The organism is Methyloversatilis discipulorum (genome assembly GCF_000385375.1).
GTDB lineage: Bacteria > Pseudomonadota > Gammaproteobacteria > Burkholderiales > Rhodocyclaceae > Methyloversatilis > Methyloversatilis discipulorum_A.
The window spans coordinates 4,092,160-4,115,469 of record NZ_ARVV01000001.1 but is presented as its reverse complement, the minus strand read 5'-3'; the positions used below and the strand labels follow the sequence as shown (position 1 = coordinate 4,115,469).

General features: G+C 69.2%; 18 protein-coding genes and 2 tRNA genes. 13 read left to right on the top strand and 7 right to left on the bottom strand.

Annotation, left to right across the window (positions count from 1 at the left end):
- Positions 1-39: 39 nt before the first annotated feature.
- The 6 genes from METRZ18153_RS0119115 to METRZ18153_RS0119085 all read left to right on the top strand — a co-directional run bounded on the left by METRZ18153_RS0119115 (position 40) and on the right by METRZ18153_RS0119085 (position 5,908).
- Positions 40-1,155 carry a YeeE/YedE family protein gene (locus tag METRZ18153_RS0119115; RefSeq protein ID WP_020166251.1) on the top strand — a complete coding sequence of 372 codons (1,116 nt, stop codon included), beginning with the start codon at positions 40-42 and terminating at the stop codon, positions 1,153-1,155.
- Between the two features lie 81 nt (positions 1,156-1,236).
- Positions 1,237-1,312: transfer RNA gene (locus tag METRZ18153_RS0119110), tRNA-Lys, on the top strand.
- A gap of 36 nt (positions 1,313-1,348) precedes the next feature.
- Positions 1,349-1,424: transfer RNA gene (locus METRZ18153_RS0119105), tRNA-Lys, on the top strand.
- Between the two features lie 670 nt (positions 1,425-2,094).
- Positions 2,095-3,741, top strand: a complete 1,647-nt coding sequence (locus METRZ18153_RS0119095) for a flavin-containing monooxygenase (protein WP_020166249.1) — start codon at positions 2,095-2,097, stop codon at positions 3,739-3,741.
- An 87-nt stretch (positions 3,742-3,828) separates the two neighbouring features.
- On the top strand, positions 3,829-4,884 hold the full coding sequence (locus tag METRZ18153_RS0119090; protein ID WP_020166248.1) for an alpha/beta fold hydrolase: 1,056 nt from the start codon (positions 3,829-3,831) through the stop codon (positions 4,882-4,884).
- 139 nt (positions 4,885-5,023) lie between these two features.
- Positions 5,024-5,908 (top strand): helix-turn-helix domain-containing protein, encoded by an 885-nt coding sequence (locus METRZ18153_RS0119085; RefSeq protein ID WP_020166247.1) that lies wholly within the window; start codon positions 5,024-5,026, stop codon positions 5,906-5,908.
- 10 nt (positions 5,909-5,918) lie between these two features.
- On the opposite strand, the gene METRZ18153_RS0119080 is transcribed toward METRZ18153_RS0119085, so the two are convergent.
- Complete coding sequence (locus tag METRZ18153_RS0119080; RefSeq protein WP_020166246.1) at positions 5,919-6,764, bottom strand: EamA family transporter; 846 nt, start codon at positions 6,762-6,764, stop codon at positions 5,919-5,921.
- 30 nt (positions 6,765-6,794) lie between these two features.
- Positions 6,795-7,025 carry a hypothetical protein gene (locus METRZ18153_RS0119075; RefSeq protein ID WP_020166245.1) on the bottom strand — a complete coding sequence of 77 codons (231 nt, stop codon included), beginning with the start codon at positions 7,023-7,025 and terminating at the stop codon, positions 6,795-6,797.
- 189 nt (positions 7,026-7,214) lie between these two features.
- Between METRZ18153_RS0119075 and METRZ18153_RS0119070 the strand changes: the two genes are divergently transcribed.
- The 4 genes from METRZ18153_RS0119070 (at position 7,215) to METRZ18153_RS0119055 (ending at position 12,975) form a co-directional block, all read left to right on the top strand.
- Complete coding sequence (locus tag METRZ18153_RS0119070) at positions 7,215-8,129, top strand: asparaginase (RefSeq protein WP_020166244.1); 915 nt, start codon at positions 7,215-7,217, stop codon at positions 8,127-8,129.
- Positions 8,130-8,282: 153 nt separating this feature from the next.
- Complete coding sequence (locus METRZ18153_RS0119065; protein WP_020166243.1) at positions 8,283-9,815, top strand: EAL domain-containing protein; 1,533 nt, start codon at positions 8,283-8,285, stop codon at positions 9,813-9,815.
- A 30-nt stretch (positions 9,816-9,845) separates the two neighbouring features.
- On the top strand, positions 9,846-10,514 hold the full coding sequence (locus METRZ18153_RS0119060) for an ABC transporter ATP-binding protein (protein ID WP_020166242.1): 669 nt from the start codon (positions 9,846-9,848) through the stop codon (positions 10,512-10,514).
- The gene (locus tag METRZ18153_RS0119055; RefSeq protein WP_020166241.1) at positions 10,507-12,975 is read left to right on the top strand and encodes an ABC transporter permease; all 2,469 of its coding nucleotides are present in this window, start codon (positions 10,507-10,509) and stop codon (positions 12,973-12,975) included. Before METRZ18153_RS0119060 ends, METRZ18153_RS0119055 begins: the two co-directional genes overlap by 8 nt.
- Before the next feature lie 13 nt (positions 12,976-12,988).
- Here METRZ18153_RS0119055 and METRZ18153_RS0119050 read toward each other — a convergent pair whose 3' ends face one another.
- The gene (locus METRZ18153_RS0119050; RefSeq protein WP_020166240.1) at positions 12,989-13,714 is read right to left on the bottom strand and encodes an SDR family oxidoreductase; all 726 of its coding nucleotides are present in this window, start codon (positions 13,712-13,714) and stop codon (positions 12,989-12,991) included.
- Between the two features lie 150 nt (positions 13,715-13,864).
- On the opposite strand from METRZ18153_RS0119050, the gene METRZ18153_RS0119045 reads away from it, so the two are divergent.
- Both METRZ18153_RS0119045 and METRZ18153_RS0119040 read left to right on the top strand, forming a co-directional pair.
- Positions 13,865-15,007: a response regulator gene (locus tag METRZ18153_RS0119045; RefSeq protein ID WP_020166239.1), complete on the top strand. Its 1,143-nt coding sequence runs from the start codon at positions 13,865-13,867 to the stop codon at positions 15,005-15,007.
- A gap of 9 nt (positions 15,008-15,016) precedes the next feature.
- The gene (locus METRZ18153_RS0119040; protein ID WP_020166238.1) at positions 15,017-19,420 is read left to right on the top strand and encodes a PAS domain S-box protein; all 4,404 of its coding nucleotides are present in this window, start codon (positions 15,017-15,019) and stop codon (positions 19,418-19,420) included.
- A gap of 51 nt (positions 19,421-19,471) precedes the next feature.
- Here the strand turns inward: METRZ18153_RS0119040 and lipA are convergent, their stop codons facing one another.
- The 4 genes from lipA to METRZ18153_RS0119020 form a co-directional block, all read right to left on the bottom strand.
- On the bottom strand, positions 19,472-20,425 hold the full coding sequence (gene lipA / locus METRZ18153_RS0119035) for a lipoyl synthase (protein WP_020166237.1): 954 nt from the start codon (positions 20,423-20,425) through the stop codon (positions 19,472-19,474).
- A gap of 13 nt (positions 20,426-20,438) precedes the next feature.
- Positions 20,439-21,059: a lipoyl(octanoyl) transferase LipB gene (gene lipB, locus METRZ18153_RS0119030; protein WP_020166236.1), complete on the bottom strand. Its 621-nt coding sequence runs from the start codon at positions 21,057-21,059 to the stop codon at positions 20,439-20,441.
- Positions 21,060-21,126: 67 nt separating this feature from the next.
- Positions 21,127-21,402, bottom strand: a complete 276-nt coding sequence (locus tag METRZ18153_RS0119025; protein WP_020166235.1) for a YbeD family protein — start codon at positions 21,400-21,402, stop codon at positions 21,127-21,129.
- Positions 21,403-21,575: 173 nt separating this feature from the next.
- Positions 21,576-22,712, bottom strand: a complete 1,137-nt coding sequence (locus tag METRZ18153_RS0119020; protein ID WP_020166234.1) for a D-alanyl-D-alanine carboxypeptidase family protein — start codon at positions 22,710-22,712, stop codon at positions 21,576-21,578.
- A 158-nt stretch (positions 22,713-22,870) separates the two neighbouring features.
- Here METRZ18153_RS0119020 and METRZ18153_RS0119015 point away from each other — a divergent pair, with 158 nt between their 5' ends.
- Positions 22,871-23,194, top strand: a complete 324-nt coding sequence (locus METRZ18153_RS0119015) for a hypothetical protein (protein WP_029143882.1) — start codon at positions 22,871-22,873, stop codon at positions 23,192-23,194.
- Positions 23,195-23,310 lie beyond the last annotated feature (116 nt).

Genomic DNA, 23,310 nt, shown 5'->3' with positions numbered 1-23,310 from the left:
TCCCGCATTCCGGGGCGGCGTTACCGCTCCGGAACGACGATGGAACTGAACATCCACACCGAAACACTGGCAGCCGTGTTCGCGCTGTCTGTCGCGCTGGGCGCGCTCACCTCGCGCACCGGCTTCTGCACCATGGGTGCGGTGTCCGACTGGATCAACATCGGCGACCTCGGCCGCATGCGCTCGTGGATGCTGGCGATCGCCACCGCCATGGCCGGCCTGGTCGGGCTCGAATCGGCTGGCGTGGTCGACCTCAGCACCACCTATCCGCCCTACCGCACGCCGCAGCTCGCCTGGCTGCGCTACATCGTCGGCGGCCTCATGTTCGGCGTCGGCATGACGCTGGCCAGCGGCTGCGGCAACAAGACGCTGGTGCGCATCGGCGGCGGCAACCTGAAGTCGCTGTTCGTGCTGGCGGTCGGCGCCGTGTTCGCCTATCTGATGATCTTCACCGATTTCTACGCCAGCGCCTTCGGCTGGATGAACGACTGGACGCTGTCGCTCGACGCGCGCGGCATCGATTCGCAGGCGCTCGGTTCCGTCGTTGCCGCTGCGGTCGGCGGTGACGCCGCCACGCTGAATCGTGCACTGGCCTGGATCATCGCCGCCGCACTGGCCGTGTGGGCCTTCGCCTCGGCCGATTTCCGCCGCAACATCGACCACGTGGCCGGCGGTATCGGCTTCGGTCTGGCGGTGCTGGCCGGCTGGTGGCTGACCGCCGGCCCGCGCGCCGCGGCGTGGAAGGAATGGGCCGAATTCGCCGACGTCGTGCCGAGCCGGGTCGAGGCGCAGTCCTACACCTTTGTCGGCCCGATGGCCGACGGCGCGCGCTGGCTGCTCGACCCGACCAATGCCGCACTGCTGAACTTCGGCCTGATGGCGCTGGCCGGTGTCGTCGTTGGCGCCTTCATCCATGCCATTGCCAGCGGAAAATTCCGCGTCGAGTGGTTCCGCGGCACCGCCGATGTCGTGCGTCACGGCATCGGCGGTGCGCTGATGGCGATCGGTGGCGTGCTCGCTTCCGGCTGCAGCATCGGTCAGGGCATCACCGGCGTATCGACGCTCGCGCTGGGTTCGGCCATCGCACTGCTCGCCATCATCGCCGGCTCGGCGCTGACCATGAAGGCGACCATGTGGTGGCTGATGCGCGACTGAGCTGCGAGGTGTGTCTGGAGTCAAATTCCGGGTTGACAGAGCCCTTCCTCTCACCTATAGTCCGCGGTCTTCGCAAGGCGAGGGTCGGTAGCTCAGTCGGTAGAGCAGCGGACTTTTAATCCGTTGGTCGCGAGTTCGAGTCTCGCCCGACCCACCACTCGGTGGGCCGAAGCAGTACGCGAAGCAAGTTTCCGGGTTGTTAGCTCAGTTGGTAGAGCAGCGGACTCTTAATCCGTAGGTCGAGTGTTCGAGCCACTCACAACCCACCAGATGCAGAAGCAAAAGGCCAGTTCTCCGGAACTGGCCTTTTTCTTTTTGCGGCGTCGCAACGTGCGTGTGGTCTGGATCTAGCCTACTTCCCCGATCAGTCGCGTCATCAGCTCAATCGGCTGGTCCGGAGGGGCTGGCACCAGCTCCAGCTTTCCCAAATCGACAGGCGCGATATCGATCGCAACGCATCGTCGTTGCTCCATCGCTGCCACGAGCTCCGTCCCGGTTGCGCACAGGACGACCTCCTTTCCACATTCGTGGCAGAAGCGGATGGTATCTACCTCGGTCAATGCCAAATCGCCCCACTTGGCACCACATCGGAAGCGGAATTGGCAGAGCCTGACTGGGAGTGCAGATACGTCGGTCATGGTGTGTCTCCCGCAGGACAACGTTTCAGAGGGCTGCTGCCGGCAGCTGGCGCTCGACCCGCTCAGCATATGCTCTTGCTGGCGACAGCGCGAGAAGTTGCGTGGTCAATCGAGGCATTGAACCGGGCAAGTGCCTGAGCAGCGCCCCCGCCCTGGGTACAGCACCTCCCGGATCGTTCAAAGATTTGCCGGGATTGTTCAAGCCCGTCCATCCGCCCATCCCTACAGTCAGCGCCAGATGGTCCCGCCCCGCGCGGGGGCATTCCGGGTTCTGCACATAGTCAAAATGACGGAGGGGAAGATGGGCGAAGCAACTGTGGCCGCAAAAGCGGCGGGAGCGACCGAAGGTGCAAGCACCTTCGACGCGGTGGTGATCGGCGCCGGCGTGGCCGGGCTGTACCAGGTCTATCGGCTGCGCGAGATGGGCATGTCGGTGCAGGGCTTCGAGGCCGGGTCCGGCGTCGGCGGCACCTGGTACTGGAACCGCTATCCGGGCGCGCGTTTCGACTCCGAGGCGGAGATCTACCAGTACTGGTTCGACGAAGCCATGTTCAAGAACTGGCAGCCGAGCGAGCGCTTCCCGGCGCAGCCGGAAACCGAGCGCTGGCTGAACTACGTCGCCGATCGCGCTGACCTGCGCAAGCACTTCCGCTTCGACACCCGCGTCACCGCGGCGCGCTACGACGAAGCGCGGCGGCAGTGGGCGATCACCACCGACGCCGGCGACACGGTGACGGCGCGCTTCCTGATCTGCTGCACCGGCATGCTGTCGGCGCCGCTGACGTCGGTGTTCCCGGGGCAGGACAGCTTCCGCGGCGAAATCCACCACACGGCACGCTGGCCGAAGGAGCGGGTCGAATTCGTCGGGAAGCGGGTCGGCGTGGTCGGCACCGGTGCCACCGGCATCCAGGTGATCCAGACCATCGCGCCGCAGGTCGGCCACCTGAAGGTGTTCCTGCGCACGCCGCAGTACGTGATACCGATGCGCAACCCGAAGTACAGCCCGGCCGACTGGGCGAAGCAGGGCGAGCGCTTCGCGCAGATCCGCGACCGCGTGGCGCGCACCTTCTCCGGCTTCGAATACGACTTCGAGAACGGCGCCTGGGCCGACCTCACGCCAGCGCAGCGCACCGAAGTGCTGGAGCGGCTGTGGGCCGACGGCTCGCTGTCGCTGTGGCTGGCCTCCTTCGCCGAAATGTTCTTCGACGAGAAGGTGAACGACGTGGTGTCCGAATTCGTGCGCGACAAGATGCGCGCGCGCATCAAGGACCCGGCGCTGTGCGAAAAGCTCATCCCGACCAGCTACGGCTTTGGCACCCACCGCGTGCCGCTTGAGAGCAATTACCTGGAGGTGTTCCACCAGCCCAATGTCGACATCGTCGACGTCAAGCAGGCGCCGATCGAGCGCATCGTGCCCGAGGGCGTCATGACCGCCGACGGCACCGTGCATGAGCTCGACATCCTGGTGCTCGCCACCGGCTTCGACGCCGGCTCCGGCGCGCTCACCCGCATCGACATCCGCGGCCGCGAGGGCCGTTCGCTGAAGGAGGAGTGGGGCCAGGAAATCCGCACCACGATGGGTCTGCAGGTGCACGGCTATCCCAATATGTTCACCACCGGCGCGCCGCTGGCGCCGTCGGCCGCGCTGTGCAACATGACCACCTGCCTGCAGCAGCAGGTCGACTGGATCACCGCCTGCATACGCTCGATGCGCGACAAGGGCCAGCAGGTGATCGAGCCGTCTCAGGCGCTGCAGGACCAGTGGGTCGCCCACCACGACGAGACGGCGAACAGGACGCTCGTGGTGAAGACCGACTCCTGGTACATGGGCACCAACGTCGCCGGCAAGCCGCGTCGCCTGCTGTCCTACATCGGCGGCGTCGGCACCTACCGCCAGAAGTGCGACGAGGTCGCGGCCAGCGGCTATCGCGGCTTCACCTTCGCCTGATCGGCGATGCACCCGGCCGGCATCGCCGGCCGGGCCCGGACACAGCGCCGCACCGCCCGGTGACGGCGACGACGGAGGAGCAGGAAGATGATCCAGAACGACTATTACAGCCAGGACATGCACGGCCCCTACGAGCTCATCAGCATCGGCGCGCTCGAGCTGGAGGAGGGCGGCACGATTCCCGACTGCCGGCTGGCCGTGGTTACGCACGGCACGCTGAATGCCCGCAAGGACAACGCCATCCTGGTGCCCACCTGGTACTCGGGCACCAGCAAGATCATCGCGCAGGTCTACATCGGCAAGGGCCACGCGCTCGACCCGGACAAGTACTTCATCGTGCAGATCAACCAGATCGGCAGTGGCCTGTCGAGCTCACCGCACAACAGCGACGGCGCCATCGCGATGGAGCGCTTTCCGCGCGTGCGCATCGGTGACGACGTGCGCGCGCAGCAGCGTCTGCTGTCGCAGCACTTCGGCATCGAGAAGCTGGCGCTGGTGGTCGGCGGCTCGATGGGCGCGCAGCAGACCTGGGAGTGGGCGGTGCGCTTTCCCGACCGCGTGCTGCGCGCGGCGCCGATCGCCGGCACCGCGAAGAACAGCGAACACGACTACCTGTTCGCCGAAACGCTGATCGAAGCCATCGTCACCGACCCGAACTTCAAGGGCGGCCGCTACGCCGCCTCGTACGACGTGATCGACGGTCTGCGCCGTCACGCCAAGCTGTGGACGGTGATGGGCTGGAGCGTGGATTTCTTCCGCGAAGGGCGGCACCGCGTGCTCGGCTTCGACTCGGTCGCCGATTTCGTCGAGCGCTTCATGGTCGGCTACTTCGGGCCGATGGACGCCAACGACCTGCTGTGCATGGCGTGGAAGTGGCAGCGCGGCGACGTCAGCCGCCATGCCGGCGGTGATCTCGCGGCCGCGCTCGCCCGCGTGCGCGCGAAGATGTACGTGATGCCGATCAGCCACGACATGTTCTTCCCGCCCGAGGACTGCCGCCGCGAACAGCGCCTGGTGGCCGGCAGCGAGCTGCGTGTGCTGGACAGCATCGACGGTCACTTCGCATTGCTCGGCACCGACCCGGCGATGGTGGCGCAGGTAGACGGCCACCTGGCGGAACTGCTCGCCACACCGGCCGGCTGAACAGGCGGCCGCTTCGCTGCGCTGCAACCTCGGCGCGCCGGACGCTCTGCTAAGCTGCCCCTGCCTGCCGGCGTGTGCCGGCAGGCGCGACCGGCGGCGCAGCGGACCGCGTCCGGCCTTCTCGTCGGGGGAGAACGACATGCCGAACATCATCACGCCGAAAGAACTGCCCCAGTGGGTGCCCGGCGAGGTGCTTTCGTCGAGCGACAACCTCGGCTGGAAGGGCGTCGGTCATCGTTCTTACCGATACGCCGGCCTCGACGTACCGATTCCGCCGCTGGACCACTTCATGGTCGTGCGCTACGCCGCCGGCCAGACGCCGATGGACCGCTGTTTCGACCAGCGCTGGTCGCGTGCCGACTGCCGTCCCGGTGACGCCTCGCTGCTCACCATGTCAGAGGCCTCGCACTGGCACTGGACACAGCAGATCGACGTGTCGCACGTCTATCTGTCCAACAGCCTGATGTCGCGCGTGGCCGGCGAGGTGATGGACAGGCCGGTGGCCGAGGTGCGGCTGCACGACGTACTGTGCGCGCGCGACCCGACGCTGCTCGCCATCACCGACGCCATCACCCAGGAGGCGGTGCAGCCCGAAATGGGCGGTCCGCTGTATGCGGAGACGCTGGGCACCCAGCTGGCGGTGCACCTGCTGCGCAGGTATGCCCAGGTCACCTTCCGTCACGACCTGCCGGGCGGCCGCCTGTCGCCGGCGCAGATGCGCCGCGTGCTCGACCTGATAGACAGCCGCCTGCACGAAGCGCTGACGCTGGAAGACATGGCCGAGGCGGCGGGTCTCGGCGTATGTACCTTCCACCGCCGCTTCCGCGAGACGCAGGGCCGTGCGCCGCACGCCTTCGTGATCGACCGTCGCGTCGAGCGTGCGCGCCAGCTGCTCGCCGCCGGCGATCTGGCGGTCAAGGAGGTGGCCGCCAGCTGCGGTTTTTCCGATCAGGCGCACATGACCCGCGTGCTGCGCGCACGGCTCGGCACGACACCGGCCAAGCTGCGCGCCGCGCGCGGCTAGGACGCACCGCTCACTGCAGCAGCCGCAGTGCGATCGCACCGGCGCCGACCACGACGATGGCGGCGAGGCGCAGCCGGCTGACCGTTTCCTTCAGTACGCCAGCGGCGATCAGCAGCGCGAATACCACCGATGTTTCGCGCAGCGCAGCCACCAGCGCGATCGGCGCGCGCGTCATCGCCCACAGCACCAGCGTGTAGGACGCCAGCGTGCCGGCCCCGCCGATCACTGCCCGTCGGCCGCTGCCGCGCAGCCGCGCCAGCTCGGGTCGGCCACGTCGCAGGCAGAAAAGCAGGAGCATCAACAGACCGCTCAGCAGCAGCATCCACGCCGTATAGCCGAAGGCGCTGCCGGACAGGCGCGCACCGCGGCCGTCGATCAGCGTGTAGCAGGCGATCACTGCGCCATTGGCCAGCGCCAGCGCGGCCGAGCCCAGGTGCAGGTGGCCGCGGCGCCGGGCGTCGCCAGCCAGCAGCAGGATGCCGCCGCCGATCAGCACGATGCCGGTCCAGGCGCCTGGCGACAGCCGTTCGCCGAGCAGCTGCGTCGCCGCCAGCGCGGTCAGCAGCGGTGCCGAACCACGCATCAGCGGATAGGCCAGGCCCAGTTCGCCGCCGCGGTAGGCGAGCGCCACCAGCGAGAAGTAGAGGACGTGGATCACCACCGACGCGCCCAGCCAGGGCCAGCTGGCCGGCGCCGGCATGGGCAGCAGCGGCAGCAGGCAGGCCGCCCACAGCGCAGCGCCGCCGACCATGAAGGCGGTGTCGGCGAAGGTGTCCTGCGAACTGCGCACCAGCGCATTCCAGCCGGCATGCAGCAGTGCCGCGAACAGTACGACCGCCATCACGTCCAGGGGCATGCCGTCGTCCTCCGCCGTGCGGGCGCCGGATCAGTCGACCTGCTTCGGCGGCGCGGGCGCTGTTTCCTCGCGCACGCCGCGTATCACCTTGATCAGGCAGAACAGGAAGCCGGCGACGCCGACCGCGGTCATGATCAGCGACTGCCATAGCGGCCAGCCGCCGGTCTGGCTTTCGTCGATCAGGTTGAGCAGGCTCAGCGTCACCCCGGACATGCCGACGATGGCGAAGCCGAGGGCGGCGAAGAAGAACAGTACGCGCATGAATGAGATCCAGTGAGAGGTGGCGCAGCGCCGACGGCGGGCAAGCCGCCGCGGGTGCCCGGCGGCCTGCATTGTGTCCGAAGCGGCGGCGACCTGTGAAGCCGCATCGCCGGCTTCGACCACGCGCGCGCTTGCGCGTGCCGCGAGCGCTCCGCGAGAATGCGGCAACTTCACTCGCGAACCGACACGATGAAACGCATCGTCATCCTCGGCACCGGCGGCACCATCGCCGGTCAGGCCCGGCAGGCCGGCGACAACGTCGGCTATACCGCCGCGCAGATCGCCGTCGGCGACCTGCTGGCGGCGATTCCGGCGCTGGCCGGCTTCGCGCTGGAAGCGGAACAGGTGGCGCAGGTCGACAGCAAGGACATGTCCTTCGCCATCTGGCGGGCGCTGGCCGCACGCACCGCGCATCACCTCGCACGCGACGAGGTGGCGGGCATCGTCATCACGCACGGCACCGACACGCTGGAGGAGACCGCCTACTTCCTGCATCGCGTGCTGGCACCGGCCAAGCCGGTGGTGCTGACCGCGGCGATGCGCCCGGCCAACGCGCTGGCACCGGACGGCCCGCAGAACCTGCTCGACGCGGTGCGGGTCGCCGCGCTGGCCGGCGCGCGTGGCGTGCTCGCCTGCATCGCCGGTGCGGTGCACGCCGGTTGCGATGTGCGCAAGGTGCACCCCTTCCGCATCGACGCCTTCGATTCCGGTGACGCCGGTGCGCTCGGCTATATCGAGGAGGGGCATCTGCGGCAGCTGCGCGACTGGCCCGCGGGCGAGGCGCTCGGCCTGGCCTGCACGCAGCGCGAGGACTGGCCGCGCGTCGACATCGTCGTCAGCGCGGCCGGTGTCGACGGCGTGCTGGTCGACGCGCTGGTGGCGCTCGGTGCACGCGGCATCGTCGCCGCCTGCACCGGCAACGGCACGCTGTCCGCCGCGCTCGAAAGTGCGCTGCTGCGCGCGCAGGCGGCGGGTGTCGCGGTGCTGCGCGCGACCCGCATCGGCCGTGGCTGCATCGTCGAAACGACCGCGCCGGCACTGCCGTCGGCCGGCGCGTTGACGCCGGTGCAGGCGCGCATCGAACTGATGCTCAGCCTGCGCTGACGCCGGGCATTCACAAAAAAGCACGAAGATTCCGCCGTGGGCGCGCTGCGACGGGGTCGCAAGCGCTTAAACTTCCGGCTCTGTGCACATCAAGAACAAGGTCGCCCAAGCGGCCGCCATAATCGAAGAACGCCTCCGATGCGACGTCGCGCATTGACCACGCTGTTGACCGTGGCCGCCCTGCTTGCCGGGCTGCTGCCGGTGGCGGCTGCGCTCTATTTCTCCTGGGCGTACACGCTGCGGGTGGAAACCCAGCATCTCGATGCGCTGGCGCAGCAGGCGCTGGCGCGCGCCGAACAGGTGTTCGACGACGCGCAGTCCGAACTGGGCGGCCTGCAGAGTTTTCCGCAGCCGGCCTGCTCGCCGGCCCATGTCGAGCGGCTGCGGCAGATCGCCTACTGCACGCCCTTCGTGCGCGAGATCGCCTATGTCGAGAACGGCCAGATCGCCTGCAGCAGCATGGGCAGCGACGCGCATCGCGTGCTGCCGGCGGCCGACTGGTCGGACGGCAAGGGGCGGCAGATCTGGTTCCGCGTCACCCACACGCTGGACGACGCGCGGCCGTCGGTAGCCATCGGTCGCGGCAGCCACATCGCGCTGATCCACGCCAGCCACTTCCAGGCGCGCGCGGTCGGCGACACCCAGCTGGCGGTGCTCAGCACCACCGACTGGCTGCCGCTCGCCCACCTCGACCAGCCGCTGCTGCCGAGCATGATCGACACCGCGGTGACCGGTCGCGAGCGCATCCAGGGTGACCGTCTGTATGCCGTCGCGCAGTCGGCGCAGCTGCCCATCGTCGCCGTCGGCGCGCAGTCGCGCGCCCAGCTGATGGCCGCATGGACCGAGCCGCTGGTCATGATGACGCTGCTCGGCGTGCTGGTGAGCACGATGCTGATGTGGGCGGTGCGCCGCTTCGCGCGCCAGTACTTCTCGCCGGCCACCGCACTGCTGTCGGCGATACGCCGCGGCGAGCTGCGCGTGGCCTACCATCCGCAGATCCGCCTGTCGGATGGCCGCTGTGTCGGCGCCGAACTGCTGGTGCGCTGGCCCGACCAGAACGAGCCGGTCATGAGCACCGACGACCTGGTTCACCTGGCCGAGCATTCGGGTTTCGAGCACGAGATCACCGCCCGCGTGCTGCGCACCGCGATATCCGAGATCGGCGATCTGCTGCAGCGCCGGCCGGAGCTGACGGTGTCGCTGAACCTCGCGTCGCACGACCTCGAGCGCGGCGACCTGACCGAACTGCTGGCCGACGCGCTGGACGGCAACGGTATCCGCCGCAGCCAGATCGAACTCGAACTGACCGAGCGCAACCTGATCCAGGCCGGTTCGGCCGGCGAAGTGCTGGCGCGGCTGCGCGAAGCCGGCCACAAGGTGCTGCTGGACGACTTCGGCACCGGCTACTCCAGCCTGTCCTATCTGCACGACCTGCCGGTCGACGCGCTGAAGATAGACCGCGCCTTCGTCGGCACCATAGGCGCCGAAACGCCGCACGCGCCGCTGGTGCCGCACATTGCCGAGATCGCCCGCACGCGGGGTCTGCACATGGTGGCCGAGGGCGTCGAGACCGAGCAGCAGGCGGACTATCTGCGCGAGCAGGGCGTCGAGATCGCGCAGGGCTATCTGTATGCGCGGCCGATGGACGCCAGCGAGTTCCGCCACTTCCTCGCCACGCGCGGCTGAACCCGGCGCGCGCCGCGCAGTCCATCGGCCGTGCTCACCCTTCATTCACTTCGCAAGACCCTGCCGGGTGCGCCGCCGCGCCTGCTGCTCGACGCCGTCGACCTGAGTGTCGCGCCGGGCGAATACGTCGCGGTGATCGGCGAATCGGGCGCCGGCAAGTCGACGCTGCTCAATCTGGTCGCCGGCCTCGACCGGCCAGACGCTGGCAGCGTCCATTTCGGCGCGCACGCGGTGTCTGCGCTCGACGACGACGCGGCCACGCTGTGGCGGCGGGTCGAGGTCGGTTTCGTGTTCCAGTCCTTCCACGTGCTGCCCTGGCTCAGCCTGGCCGACAACGTCGCGCTGCCGCTGGCGCTGGCCGGCGTGCCAGCGCACGAACGGGCGGCCCGCGCCCGCGCCCAGCTCGCTGCGGTCGGTCTGGGCGAGCGCGCTGGCGACAGCCCGACCCGGCTGTCCGGCGGCGAGCTGCAGCGGGTGGCCATCGCCCGCGCGCTGGTGCATCGCCCGCGCCTGCTGCTGGCCGACGAACCGACCGGCAACCTGGACGCCGACAACGCCGAGCGTATCGCCGTGCTGTTGCGCGACGCGGTGAAGTCGAGCAAGGCCTGCGGCCTGCTGGTGACGCATTCGACCGCGATGGCGGCCAGCGCCGACCGCGTGCTGCGGCTGGCGCGCGACGGCCGCCTGCACGATGCTTGAGCTGCTGTGGCGCTCGGCCCGGCGCGGCGCGAGCACGCTGGCGCTGCTCGCCATCGCACTCGGCGTGGCGCTCGGCGTCGCCGTGTCGGCCATCCACCGGGCGGCGCTCGACGAATTCGAATCCGGCCTGCGCAGCGTGTCCGGCAGCGCCGATGTCGAGGCGGTGGCGCCGCGTGGCATGGACGAAATGCTCTACCCGCGGCTCGCCGCGCTGCCCGACGTGGCGGCGGCCAGCCCGCTGGTCGAGCGCGAGATCGAAGTTGAGCGCGCCGGCCGCACGCTGAAGCTGCGCGTGATCGGCATCGACGCCTTCCGCGCCGCCGCCGTACAGCCGACATTGCTGCCGCCAGCCGACGGCATCGGCCGCCTGATGCAGCCGGGCACGCTCTACCTGAGTCATGCGGCCGGTCGTGCACTCGGCCTGCAGCCGGACGACACGCTGACGCTGCGCGGTCACGCCTTCCGCGTCGCCGGCTGGTTGCCGGCGGCCGGCGAGGGCGCGGTGCTGGCGGTGACCGACATCGGTGACGCGCAGTGGCGGCTGGGCAGCGCCGGCCGCATCCACCGCATCGCGCTGCGCCTGCACGCGGGCGCGGTGCGCGCCGATGCGCTCGCGCGCATCGCCGCTGCACTGCCGGCCGACGTGACGCTGCAGACGCCGGCGCAGGCGCTGGAGCGCGCCGACCGGCTGTCGCGCGCCTATCGCGTCAATCTCGGCCTGCTGGCGCTGATCGCGCTGGCGGTCGGCAGCTTTCTGGTGGCGGCGACGCAGGCGGCGGCGATTGCCCGCCGCGTGGCGGAAATCGCCTTCCTGCGCGCGGCCGGACTGACGCGTGCTCAGCTGATGCGACTGCTGGTCGGCGAGGGCGCGCTGCTTGGCGCCGCCGGTGCCGCCATCGGCATCGCGCTGGGTCACGCGCTGGCGGCGCTGGCGCTGCACCTGATCGGCAGCGACCTGGGCGCCGGCCTGATTGCGGGCGCCGCGCCGCAACTTGGCTTCGATGTGTCGGCCAGCATCGGCTTCGGTCTGCTCGGCGTGGCGTCGGCAGCGGCCGGCGCCGCCTGGCCGGCGCGCGATGCACTGGCCATCACGCCGGCGCAGGCACTGCGCGGCGGGGTATTCACGCCGCCGTTACGCCTGCTGGGTAATCGTCGCCGGGCGGTCGGCCTGCTGGCGCTGCTCGGGCTCGGTGCCGTCGCCACGGTACAGCCGGCGATCGGCGGGCTGCCTCTGGGCGGCTATCTGGCAATCGGCTGCGTGCTGGCGAGCGCGGTGCTGGCGGTGCCACCGCTCGCGGCGGCGCTGGCGCGGACGCTGCCCGACGACGCCAGCCTGCCGCTGACGCTGGCCACGGCGCGGCTGCGCGCCGAACCGGGTTTCGCGTCGCGCAGCGCGGCCGGTGTGCTGGCGGCCAGTGCGCTCATCGTCGCGATGGCGGTCATGGTGTCGTCCTTCCGCGCGTCGGTCGATCGCTGGCTGGGCGACGTGCTGCCGGCCGAGCTGTATATCCGTGGTGACCGCGACCGGCCGTGGCCGGACGAGGTCGAGCGCCGGCTGGCAGCGGTGCCCGGCGTCGCCCGCGTCGACGTGCTGCGTCACCAGTCGCTGCTGCTGCGCGCCGACCTGCCGCCGGTGGCGCTGATTGCGCGGGCGCTGCCGGACGACGCCGGACGGGTGCTGCCGCGCGTCGGATCGATGGCACCACCGGGCGCCCTGCCGCGCGTGTGGGCGTCGGAGGCGATGGCCGATCTGTACGGCTGGCGTGCCGGCAGCGAGGTCGAACTGCCGCTGGCCGGGCGCGCGCTGCGCGTGCAGGTGGCCGGTCTGTGGCGCGACTACGCACGCCAGCACGGCGCGCTGGTGATCGACCTCGAACGCTACCGCGCGCTGACCGGCGACCGGCTGGCCGACGACTTCGGCCTCTGGCTGGCCGACGGCGCCGACCCGACGGCGGTCGCCGCGGCACTGCGCGAGGCCACTGGCGCCGGTGACGCGCTGGAGCTGACGTCGAGCGAGGACATCCGCCGGCTGTCGCTCGGCGTGTTCGACCGCACCTTCGCCGCCACCTACGCGCTGGAGGCGGCTTCGGCGCTGATCGGTCTGGCCGGCATCGCCGCCGCCTTCGCCGCGTCGGCCGCGGCGCGCGTGCGCGAATTCGGCCTGCTGCGCCACGTTGGCTTCACGCGCCGGCAGATCGCCGCGCAGCTTGCCGCCGAAGGCGTGCTGTCGACCGTGCCCGGCCTGCTGCTCGGTCTGCTTGCCGGCTTCGCGATGAGTGCGCTGCTGATCGAAGTGGTGAACCGGCAGTCCTTCCACTGGAGCATGGACTGGGTGGTGCCCTGGGGTCTGCTCGCCGGCATCGTGCTGGCCATGCTGGCGGCGGCCACCGTTGCCGCGCTGATCGGTGCCCGCCGTGCGCTCGCCATCGACGCCGTGCGCGCGGTGCGCATGGACGGGTGATGGCGACGCGCGATCAAGGCAGAGCGGTGCGCAGATCGGCCACCGGCTCGGCGCCGAAGCGCTCGGACAGCAGGTAGTCGACCAGGCGGCGCGCACAGTCGGCCGGCGACAGCAGTGCGCCGTCGCGCTGCAATGCTTCGAAGCGGGCGCGGTTCGGGAAATCCGCCAAAGGGGTAGCGCGGATCTGCGCCTGCATCGCAGTGTCGATGACGCCCGGCGCCAGGCTGACGATGCGCGTGCCGGCCGGGGCGTCGAGCGCCGCGGCGCGGGCGTGCTGGTCGAGCGCGGCCTTGGTGGCGCAGTAGATGGACCAGCCGGCGTAGGGCGTGTGCGCGGCGCCACTCGAAATGTGCACGATGCGCCGTTCGCTCGCGTGCGCAGCGGTGGCGACCAGTGCATCGGTCAGCGCCAGCGGGGCGGCGACATTGAGTGCCACCGCCTGCGCGATGGCCGTCGCGCCTTGGCGCCCCGCAGGCGCCACCGGGCCCAGCGTGCCGGCGTTGTTGATCAGCAGCACGCGGTCGGCAGCGGCAACGAAGCGTGACAGCGCGTCGCCCGCCAGCCAGCGCGCCAGCACCGCCGCGTCGGCGAGGTCGAGCGCGACCTGAGTGAAGCCGTCGTCGTCGGGCTGCGGCGACCGGCCGCGTGCGAGCCCGAGCACCGGAATGCCGCGTGCGCGCAGCGTGGCGGCAAGCGCCTCGCCCAGTCCGTGCGTGTGGCCGGTCAGTACTGCCTTCATCGTCTTTCCCTCGTCGTCTCATGCGCCGCAAAGCCGCGTCGGCACACTGTTTTGCTGTCGGCCGCATAGGGGCGGAGTAAGATCATCGACAGAACTGGCGCGGGCGTCCGACCGGTGCCTGCGCCCCGGACACAACACGGGAGACACCCAGTGAACCCACACCAGGGCGCGGCGACCACCCCGCAGAAGACCCTGCTTCTGGTCGATGACACGCCGGAAAATCTGACCGTGCTCGGCGAAATCCTGATGCCTCACTACCGCGTCCGTGTCGCCAGTTCAGGCGCGCGTGCGCTGGCCGCCGCGACCACCGATCCGTGGCCGGATCTGGTGCTGCTCGACGTGATGATGCCGGAGATGGACGGCTACGAGGTGATCAGCCGTCTGCGCGCAGATCCGCGCACGCGCGAACTGCCGGTCATTTTCGTCACTGCGCTCGACAGCACCGAGGACGAGGCGCACGGCCTCGAACTCGGCGCGGTCGACTACATCACCAAGCCGGTGCGCCCGGCCATCGTGCTGGCACGCGTGCGCGGGCAACTCGAACTGAAAGAGGCGCGCGATCGCATGCGCGACCAGAACGCCTGGCTGGAAGCCGAGATCGCCCGCCGCATGCGGCAGAACCAGGTGGTACAGGACGTGAGCATGCGCGCGCTCGCCAGCATCGCCGAGGCGCGCGACGACGAGACCGGCAATCACATCCTGCGCACCCAGGCCTATGTGAATGTGCTGGCCCGGGCGCTGGCGACGACGCCGCGCTACGCCGGCGAACTGACGCCGGCGCTGGTCGAAACCTATACGAAGGCGGCGCCGCTGCACGACATCGGCAAGGTGGCGATTCCCGATCACATCCTGCACAAGCCGGGCAAGCACACGCCCGACGAGTGGGAAATCATGAAGACCCACGCCCGTCAGGGATCGGACGCAATCTGGCGCGCCATCTGCGACCAGGAGGAGCGCGAGGCGCTGGATTTCCTCTACATCGCGATGGACATCGCGCATTACCACCACGAGAAGTGGGACGGCAGCGGCTACCCGGAAGGGCTGGCCGGCGAGGCCATTCCGCTGCCGGCGCGCCTGATGGCGCTGGCCGACGTGTTCGACGCGCTGATCAGCAAGCGCGCCTACAAGCCGGCCTTTCCGCTCGATCGGGCGACCGCCATCATCACCGAGGGGCGTGGCCAGCATTTCGATCCGGACGTCGTCGACGCCTACCTTGCACATCTCGACGAGTTCGCAGCCATTTCCGCGCGCTACGCCGACCTGGCCGAGCAGACCCTGAACGCAACCGCCTGAGTCGCGCCGATGATGAAGTCCATATCGAGCCTTGCCGCCGCTCGCCTGATGCGGTCGGCCGCCGCCGCCCTCTGTCTGTGCTTTTTCGCCGCGCCGGCGCTGGCGCAGCAGGTGTCCGTCGATACGTTGCACGAACTGTGGCGCGATCACCGCGTGCTGCTGCCGGTACTCGGCATCAGTCTGGCGCTGGTGTGCGCGCTGCTGCTGGCGCAGCGGCGGCACGACCGACGCCTGCGTCGCGCGCGCGAACTGGCCGATCGCCACGCGGTGGAACTGGAGCAGGAGCGCAGCCGTCTGCGCATGCTGCTGAACGCGATTCCCGATCCGGTGTGGCTGAAGGATGCCGACGGCACCTTTCGCTTCTGCAATCCGCGTTTCGAGCAGCTGCTCGGCGTGCCCGAAGCGCAGCTGATCGGACACACCGATTACGACTTCGTCGAGCGCGAACTGGCCGACTTCTTCCGCGCGCACGACCGTGCGGCGATCGATGCGGGGCGGCCGCTGATCAACGAGGAATGGCTTACCTTCCGCGTCGGTGGTCAGCAGGGCCTCTACCAGACCACGAAGACGGCGGTCACCGACAGCGCCGGGCAGCTGGTCGGCGTGCTCGGCCTGGCGCGCGAGGTCACCTCGATGCGCGAGATCGAGCAGGCGCTGGCCGAGCGGGTGAAGGAACAGCGATGCCTCTATGCGGTGTTCCGCGCCACCGAGGACCTGCGCCGGCCGCTGCCCGACATGCTGCGCGAGGTGGCGGGTCTGTTGCCTGGCGGCTTCATGCATGTGGGCGAGGCGGAGGCCGCTATCGAGCTCGACGGTGAGACGGTCGCCACGTCCGGCTTCGATCGCGCGGTGCAGTCCATCCATGCGCGGTTGCTGCTGCGTGGCGAAGTGCGCGGACGGATATGCGTCGCTTACCGGACCGAAATGCCGGTGCGTGACGAGGGACCCTTCCTGCTCGAAGAGCGCATGCTGCTGGAGGCGCTGGCCGACCGCATCGCCAGCGTCATCGCCCGGCGCGAGGACGAAGCGCGCGCGGCGCAGCGTGAGGACATCTACCGCGCCATCGTCGCTCAGGCTTCCGATTCGATCACGCTGATCGATGCCGAAACGCTGGCCTTCGTCGAGTTCAACGACGCTGCATGCAACGGCCTGGGCTATACGCGGGAGGAGTTCGCGGCGCTGACGCTGGCCGACATCAATGCCGACCTTGACCCCGATGCGGTGCGCGCGAAGATGCGCGACGTGGTTGCGCGCGGCGGGGCGCAGTTCGACACGCGCCGCCGGCGCCGCGACGGCTCGGTTACGGATGTGCGGGTCAGCGTACAGCCGGTGAATGTGCAGGGACGGGTCTACGTGTCGGACATCTGGTGGGATGTGACCGAACGCTCCAAGGTGCCGGCCCAGCTCGACCGCGAGCGGCAGCGGCTGCAGGACATCATCGACGGCACCCACGCCGGCACCTGGGAATGGAATCTGCAGACTGGCGAAGCGGTGTTCAACGAGCGCTGGGCCGGCATGTTCGGCTATGCGCTGTCCGATCTGCAGCCCTTCACCGTAGACACCTGGGCGCGCTTCGTCCATCCGGACGACCTGCGACAGGCCAACGAAGCACTGGAACGGCATCTGGCCGGCGAAACCGACTATTACGAGTGCGACGTCCGGATGCGCCATCGCGCCGGCCACTGGGTGTGGATCGCCGACCGCGGGCGGGTGACGCAGCGCACGCCGGACGGGCGCCCGCTGGTGATCAGCGGCACCCACATCGACATCACCGAGCGCCGGCAGTCGGAAGAGCGTTTGCGCGAGAGCGAGGCGCGTTTCCGCAAGCTGTTCGAGGACACGCGCGAGGCGGTGGCGCTGATGGAGGACGGGCGCTTCATCGACGTCAATCGCGCCGCCCTCGATCTGCTGCGCATGCAGGACGCTGCGCAGCTGATCGGGCGCTCGCCGGTCGATGTCGCGCCCGCGGTGCAGGCGGATGGTGTCGCCTCGGCACCGGCCTTCGAGCAGATCATGGGTCGGCTGGGGGAAGGGGGATCGCACCAGTTCGAGTGGCTGATGCAGCGCGCCGACGGCGAAACACTGGCGACCGAGGTGCTGGCCACCGCGATCGAGCACGATGGGCGCGCGCTGCTGCACGTCGTGCTGCGCGACGTGACCGACCGCCGCGAGGCGGAGCGGCGTCTGCGCGAGAGCGAGGAGCGGCACCGCCTGCTGTCGGAGAACTCGAGCGACGTGATCTGGCTGTACGACCTGCGCGCCGAGCGCTTCGTCTACATCAGCCAGGCGATCGAGCGGCTGCGCGGCTACACGGTCGACGAGGTGCTCGGACAGAGCATGCAGGACACCATGACGCCGGACAGCTACCGCCGCGTCAGCGAGGCCTTCGCCGCGCGGCTGGCGGCTTTCAAGGCGGGCGACGAATCGATGCGCACGCAGACGATGGAAATCGCGCAGCCCTGCCGCGACGGGCGTGTCGTGATGACCGAGGTGGTGACCACGCTGCGCACCGACGCCCACGGGCAGATCACCTTCCTGCAGGGCATCACCCGCGACATCACGGCCAAGCGGGCGGCCGAGGCCGAACTCGATGCGCACCGCCACCATCTGGAGGAGCTGGTGCGCAGCCGCACCGCCGAACTGGAACGCGCCCGCATCGACGCCGAGGCGGCGAGCCGCTCGAAGACGACCTTCCTCGCCAACATGAGCCACGAAATCCGCACGCCGATGAACGCCATCATCGGCTTCACCCACCTGCTGCGGCGCGAACTGAGCGCGCCGTCTCAGCTGGACAAGCTGGAAAAGATCACCGCTTCCGCCAAGCACCTGCTCGGGCTCATCAACGACGTGCTCGACCTGTCGAAGATCGAGGCCGACCGCCTGCAACTGGAGGAAGTGCCGTTCAGCGTGCTGGCGACGCTGGACCGCGTGCGCAGCATGATGGCGGACCGCATCGCTTCCAGGCGGCTGCTGCTGAAGGAGGAAGTCGATCCGCGGCTGACCGGCCTGTCGCTGCTCGGCGATCCGATGCGCGTCGGTCAGATACTGATCAATTACCTGAGCAATGCGGTGAAGTTCACCGAGCGCGGCAGCATCACCTTGCGTGTGCAGGTGCTGGCCGAGCAGCCGACCTCGGTCATGCTGCGTTTCGAGGTCGAGGACACCGGCATCGGCATCGCGCCGCAGAAGCAGGCCCAGCTGTTCGAGGCCTTCGAACAGGCCGAGGCGGCGACGACGCGCAAGTACGGCGGCACCGGACTCGGTCTGGTGATCAGCCGTCGCCTGGCACGGCTGATGGGCGGCGACGTCGGCGTGAGCAGTGTGCCGGGCGAAGGCAGCACCTTCTGGTTCACCGTGCGCCTGCAGCGCGGCGACGCGGCGCTGCGGCCGGATTCGATCACCCGTCAGCGCCGCGTGCGCGTCGGCGCCCACGTGCTGCTGGTCGAGGACAATGCGATCAATCAGGAGGTGGCGCGCGAACTGCTCGAAGGTGCCGGACTGATGGTCGATGTCGCCGCCGACGGCGCGGAGGCGGTCGACAAGGTAGCCCGCTCGCATTACGACATCGTGCTGATGGACATGCAGATGCCGGTGATGGACGGCGTCGAGGCGACGCGCCGCATCCGCGCGACCGACGCCGGACGCATGCTGCCCATCCTCGCGATGACCGCCAACGCCTTCGAGGAGGACAGGCGCCGCTGCGAAGAGGTCGGCATGAACGGTCACCTGGTCAAGCCGGTCGATCCGGAGCGCATGTTCGCCGCGCTGGCGCAGTGGATTCCGGAGGGCGAACATGCCGACGCATCGCCGCTGACGCCGACGGTGCCGGCCGTCATCGATCGCGAGGTCGGCGTGCGCGCGCTCGGTGGCGATGCCGCAGGCTACCGCCAGGTGCTGGACATGTTCCTGGCGAACCACAGTGGCGACGTCGATCGTCTGCGACAGGCGATCAAGGACGGCGACAGACTGCTCGCCGAACGGGTCGCGCACACGCTGAAGGGCGTGGCGGCGACCATCGGCGCGCACGCATTGCGCGACCGTGCGCTCGCGCTCGAACAGGCGCTGCATGCCGGCGCCGCGGTGCAGACCATCGCCGACGACATCGCGGCCTGCGCGGTGCAGATAGGCGCTGTGTGCGACGAGATCCGCGCCCTGCCGCGCGCCGAGGCGGATGCCGCCAGCCTGCCGACCGCGCGCGTGCGCAGTCTGGTCAGCCAGCTCTGTCTGCTGCTCGAACACGACGACATGAAATCCGGCGCCATCTGGCGCGAACTCAAGCCGGCGCTGGTGGCGCAGTTCGGCGAGGCGGCAGTGCATCCGCTGACCCGCCTGATCGAGGCCTTCGAGTTTCCCGAGGCGCTGACCATCCTGCGCGCCTTCGTGTCGGCCCACCCGGAACTGCGCGACGACTGAGGCGCAGCGGCGCCGGCAACGACGGTCGTGCCGACGCGGTCCGGGCGGAAGTCAGGCGACGCCGGCGGCGTGCGCCTGGCGGTCGGCGTGGTAGCTGGAGCGCACCAGCGGGCCGCAGGCGGCGTGGCTGAAGCCCATCGCCGTCGCTTCGCGTTCGAACATCGCAAAGGTGTCCGGATGCACGTAGCGCAGCACCGGCAGGTGACCGCCCGAAGGTTGCAGGTACTGGCCCAGCGTCAGCATCTGCACGTCGTGCGCGCGCATGTCGCGCATCACTTCGAGGATTTCGTCGTCGGTTTCGCCCAGCCCCAGCATCAGGCCGCTCTTGGTCGGCACCTCCGGGTGGCGGGCGCGGAACTGACGCAGCAGGTCGAGCGAATGCGCGTAGTCGGAACCCGGGCGCGCCATCCTGTACAGCCGCGGCACGGTTTCCAGGTTGTGGTTCATCACGTCCGGCGGCGCCGCGTCGAGTATCGACAGCGCAATGTCGAGGCGGCCGCGGAAATCCGGCACCAGCACCTCGATCTGCGTGCGCGGCGAGTGCTCGCGCACCGCGCGTATGCAGTCGACGAAGTGCTGGGCGCCGCCGTCGCGCAGGTCGTCGCGGTCCACGCTGGTGATGACCACGTAGTTCAGCTTCAGCGCGGCGATGGTTTTCGCCAGCTTTTCCGGCTCGCCGGCGTCCAGCGGGTCGGGCCGGCCGTGGCCGACGTCGCAGAAGGGGCAGCGACGGGTGCACTTGTCGCCCATGATCATGAAGGTGGCGGTGCCGCCGCCGAAGCACTCGCCGATGTTCGGACAGCTCGCCTCCTCGCACACCGTGTGCAGGCCGCTGTCGCGCAGGATCTGCTTGATCTCGCCGAAGCGGCTGTCGTGGCGAGCGGCGCGCACGCGTATCCAGTCCGGCTTGCGCAGGGTTTCGGCCTGCACCACCTTGATCGGGATGCGGGCGGTCTTCAGCGAACCCTTCTGTTTTTCGGTCGGGTCGTAGGCGGTGTCGCTCATGGCTGCTGTTTACCTATTCATAGAGGGCGCGCTGTAAAGCGCCGGTCAGTTGCAGGCAGATCGCCTCCGGTGGGAGCGCGATGCCCAGATCGCGCGTCTGTGTGACGCGCAGCCCACTGTAACCGCAGGGGTTGATCGCGGTAAACGGTGTCAGGTCCATGTCCACGTTCAGCGAAACGCCGTGGTAGGTGCGGCCGTTGCGTATGCGCAGGCCCAGTGCGGAAATCTTCGCTTCGTCGTCGCCCGCGCCGACATAGACGCCGGGTGCGCCGGGGCGTCGCTGCGCGCCGACGCCGTGCGTCGCCAGCAGGTCGATCACCGCCTGTTCGATGCGGTTCACCACTTCGCGCACGCCGAGGCCGGCGCGCTTGAGGTCGATCAGCGTGTAGATGACGACTTGGCCGGGGCCGTGATAGGTCACCTGGCCGCCGCGGTCGCTGTCGACCACCGGCACGCCGACGTCGCGCAGCAGGTGTTCGCGCTTGCCGGCCAGGCCCAGCGTGAATACCGGTGGGTGCTCGACCTGCCAGAACTCGTCCGGCGTGTCGGCACCGCGCGCCGCGGTGAAGGCCTGCATGTCCTGCCACACCGGCGTGTAGTCGGCCCGGCCGAGTGTGCGGACGAGGGCGGTCACCGGCCGTCCTTCCGGCCGCTGCACGGCCGACGGTGAGCCTCTTCTCCGGCTGGCCGGACGAAGGGGCTCACAGGACGACTTTCACCATCGGATGGCCGCTCAGTTCGCTGTACAGCGCGTCGAGCTGATCCTTCGAGGTCGCCCGGATCGTCGCGGTCAGGCCGATGTAGCGGCCACCGGACGAAGGGCGCATGCCCAGCGTCGCCGGATCGAAGTCGGGCGCGTGGCGCAGCACCACCTCGACCACCACCTGGGCGAAGTCGTCGTGGCGCTCGCCCATGATCTTGAGCGGGAAGTCGCACGGAAACTCGAGCAGGGTGTCCTTACGTGGATCGTCGGCCATGCGATTCGTCCTTGGCGTACATCATTTCAGTTTTCAAGTGCGGCACGCGCCGCCCGCCGGGCCGCCCCAAGGGGTGGAGCGGGGATTTCGGCGAGCATCGCTCGCTGCCCGCGTAACCGGTCGGCTGTGCAAAGCCGACCGTGGGTGACGCAGCCCCCGTGGGGGCCTTTTCCTCAGAGACCCAGCCAGAGCCGGATCGTGTCCCAGATGCGGCGGAAGAAGCCGCCTTCGTCGATCGCCACCTTGGCCACCAGCGGATACTCGCCGGCCGGCTTGCCGTCGATCGCCACCTTCAGCGTACCGAGCTGCTGGCCGACGGCGATCGGCGCGATCACCGGCGTGGTGATGACGATCTCCCGTGTCACTTTGCCGGCCTGACCGCGCGGTACCGTCACGACCGCGTCGTCGGCCGCACCGACCTGCACGCTGGCGGCAGCGCCCTTGTAGACAGCAGGCGTGGCCAGCACTTCCTCGGCGCTCGCGAGGCGTGCGTTTTCCCAGGCGTTGAAGCCGTAGTTCAACAGCGTGGCCGACGATTCGATACGGCCCTTCTCGTTCGGCGCGCCGAGCAGCACCGACACGACGCGGCGGTCTTCGCGCTTGGCCGACGACACCAGGCACCAGCCGGCTGCATCGGTGTGGCCGGTCTTCATGCCGTCCACGCTGCGGTCCATCGTCAGCAGGCGATTGCGGTTGCCCTGCTTGATACCGTTGTAGGTGTAGTCCAGCGTCGAGTACAGCGGGTAGTACTCGGGGAAATCGTGGATCAGCGCGCGCGCCAGAATGGCCAGGTCGCGTGCCGTCGTGTAATGACCGTCCTCGGTCAGGCCGGTCGAGTTGCGGAACTGTGTGCCCGACATGCCCAGACGCTTCGCCTCGGCATTCATCATCTGCGCGAAGGCGGCTTCCGAACCGGCAATCGCTTCTGCGAGCGCAACGCAGGCGTCATTGCCGGACTGGATGATCATGCCGCGGATCAGTTCGTCGACGGTGACCGGCTTGTCCGGCGCGATGAACATCTTGGAGCCGCCGGTCTTCCACGCGGCGACGCTGACCGGCACCGCCTGGTTGGGCTTCAACTGACCGTTCTTCAGCGACTTGAAGGTCAGGTAGGCGGTCATCAGCTTGGTCAGCGACGCCGGTTCGACCTTGTCGTCCGGGCGCGACTGCGCCAGAACGGCGCCGGATTCGTGGTCGATCAGCAGCCAGGCCTTGGCGTCGGGCTGGGGTGGCGGGATCAGGTCGGCGGAAGCGGCGAACGGAAGTGCGGCGGACACGAGAAGCGCGGTGCAGCGCAACAGCTTGAGCATGAAAGTTACCGGTGGTCAGAACAGCGTGCGCAGTCTACCAAAGCAGGGCCGGCCACCGGCATGGAAGCTGCTTCGTGATGTTTCGTGTTGCACCGCGAGCTGAAACAGTGGTTTCATGAAAGGGAACTTAAATTCCGTGCCGCGCGTCCGAACGCCTCATGAGTTCCGCCAGAGCCTTCCTGTTGATCGGTTTACTGCTGTTTGCGCTGTCTGCCCTGTGGGCCGGGCAGCGTGCGCTCGCCGATGCACCGGAACAGTGCGTGAGCTGTGCGTCCTTCGAATTTCCCGACGCAACACCGACCGACGTCTACGGTGCGCTGATGCACCGTCTCGATCTGGCCGGCGATCCGCCGGACCCTTTCGTCGCCGAAGTGCCGCAGCGCGCGCGCAGCCAGGCACGTCCCGAACAGATCGCCTCCGCCCTCGTCCTGCAGGACCCCGAGCCCGACCGGGTTCCATTGCGCCCGCCCAGGCTGGGCTGACGCGCGGCTGCCCGCCATCGCGGGCGCCGTCCATATCCGTTTCTTCACGACCTGCGCGGCATGCTGTGCGCGCAGGCGTGTTCGCCTGTTTCATCGTTCCCGTCAGGGCATCAGAC

Excerpts from the sequence above, each read along its gene's own strand:
- METRZ18153_RS0119115 (WP_020166251.1), top strand. The coding sequence starts at position 40 with ATGGAACTGAACATCCACACCGAAACACTGGCAGCCGTGTTCGCGCTG.
- METRZ18153_RS0119095 (WP_020166249.1), top strand. The coding sequence starts at position 2,095 with ATGGGCGAAGCAACTGTGGCCGCAAAAGCGGCGGGAGCGACCGAAGGT.
- METRZ18153_RS0119090 (WP_020166248.1), top strand. The coding sequence starts at position 3,829 with ATGATCCAGAACGACTATTACAGCCAGGACATGCACGGCCCCTACGAG.
- METRZ18153_RS0119085 (WP_020166247.1), top strand. The coding sequence starts at position 5,024 with ATGCCGAACATCATCACGCCGAAAGAACTGCCCCAGTGGGTGCCCGGC.
- METRZ18153_RS0119080 (WP_020166246.1), bottom strand. The coding sequence starts at position 6,764 with ATGCCCCTGGACGTGATGGCGGTCGTACTGTTCGCGGCACTGCTGCAT.
- METRZ18153_RS0119075 (WP_020166245.1), bottom strand. The coding sequence starts at position 7,025 with ATGCGCGTACTGTTCTTCTTCGCCGCCCTCGGCTTCGCCATCGTCGGC.
- METRZ18153_RS0119070 (WP_020166244.1), top strand. The coding sequence starts at position 7,215 with ATGAAACGCATCGTCATCCTCGGCACCGGCGGCACCATCGCCGGTCAG.
- METRZ18153_RS0119055 (WP_020166241.1), top strand. The coding sequence starts at position 10,507 with ATGCTTGAGCTGCTGTGGCGCTCGGCCCGGCGCGGCGCGAGCACGCTG.
- METRZ18153_RS0119050 (WP_020166240.1), bottom strand. The coding sequence starts at position 13,714 with ATGAAGGCAGTACTGACCGGCCACACGCACGGACTGGGCGAGGCGCTT.
- METRZ18153_RS0119040 (WP_020166238.1), top strand. The coding sequence starts at position 15,017 with ATGATGAAGTCCATATCGAGCCTTGCCGCCGCTCGCCTGATGCGGTCG.
- lipA (WP_020166237.1), bottom strand. The coding sequence starts at position 20,425 with ATGAGCGACACCGCCTACGACCCGACCGAAAAACAGAAGGGTTCGCTG.
- METRZ18153_RS0119025 (WP_020166235.1), bottom strand. The coding sequence starts at position 21,402 with ATGGCCGACGATCCACGTAAGGACACCCTGCTCGAGTTTCCGTGCGAC.
- METRZ18153_RS0119020 (WP_020166234.1), bottom strand. The coding sequence starts at position 22,712 with ATGCTCAAGCTGTTGCGCTGCACCGCGCTTCTCGTGTCCGCCGCACTT.
- METRZ18153_RS0119015 (WP_029143882.1), top strand. The coding sequence starts at position 22,871 with ATGAGTTCCGCCAGAGCCTTCCTGTTGATCGGTTTACTGCTGTTTGCG.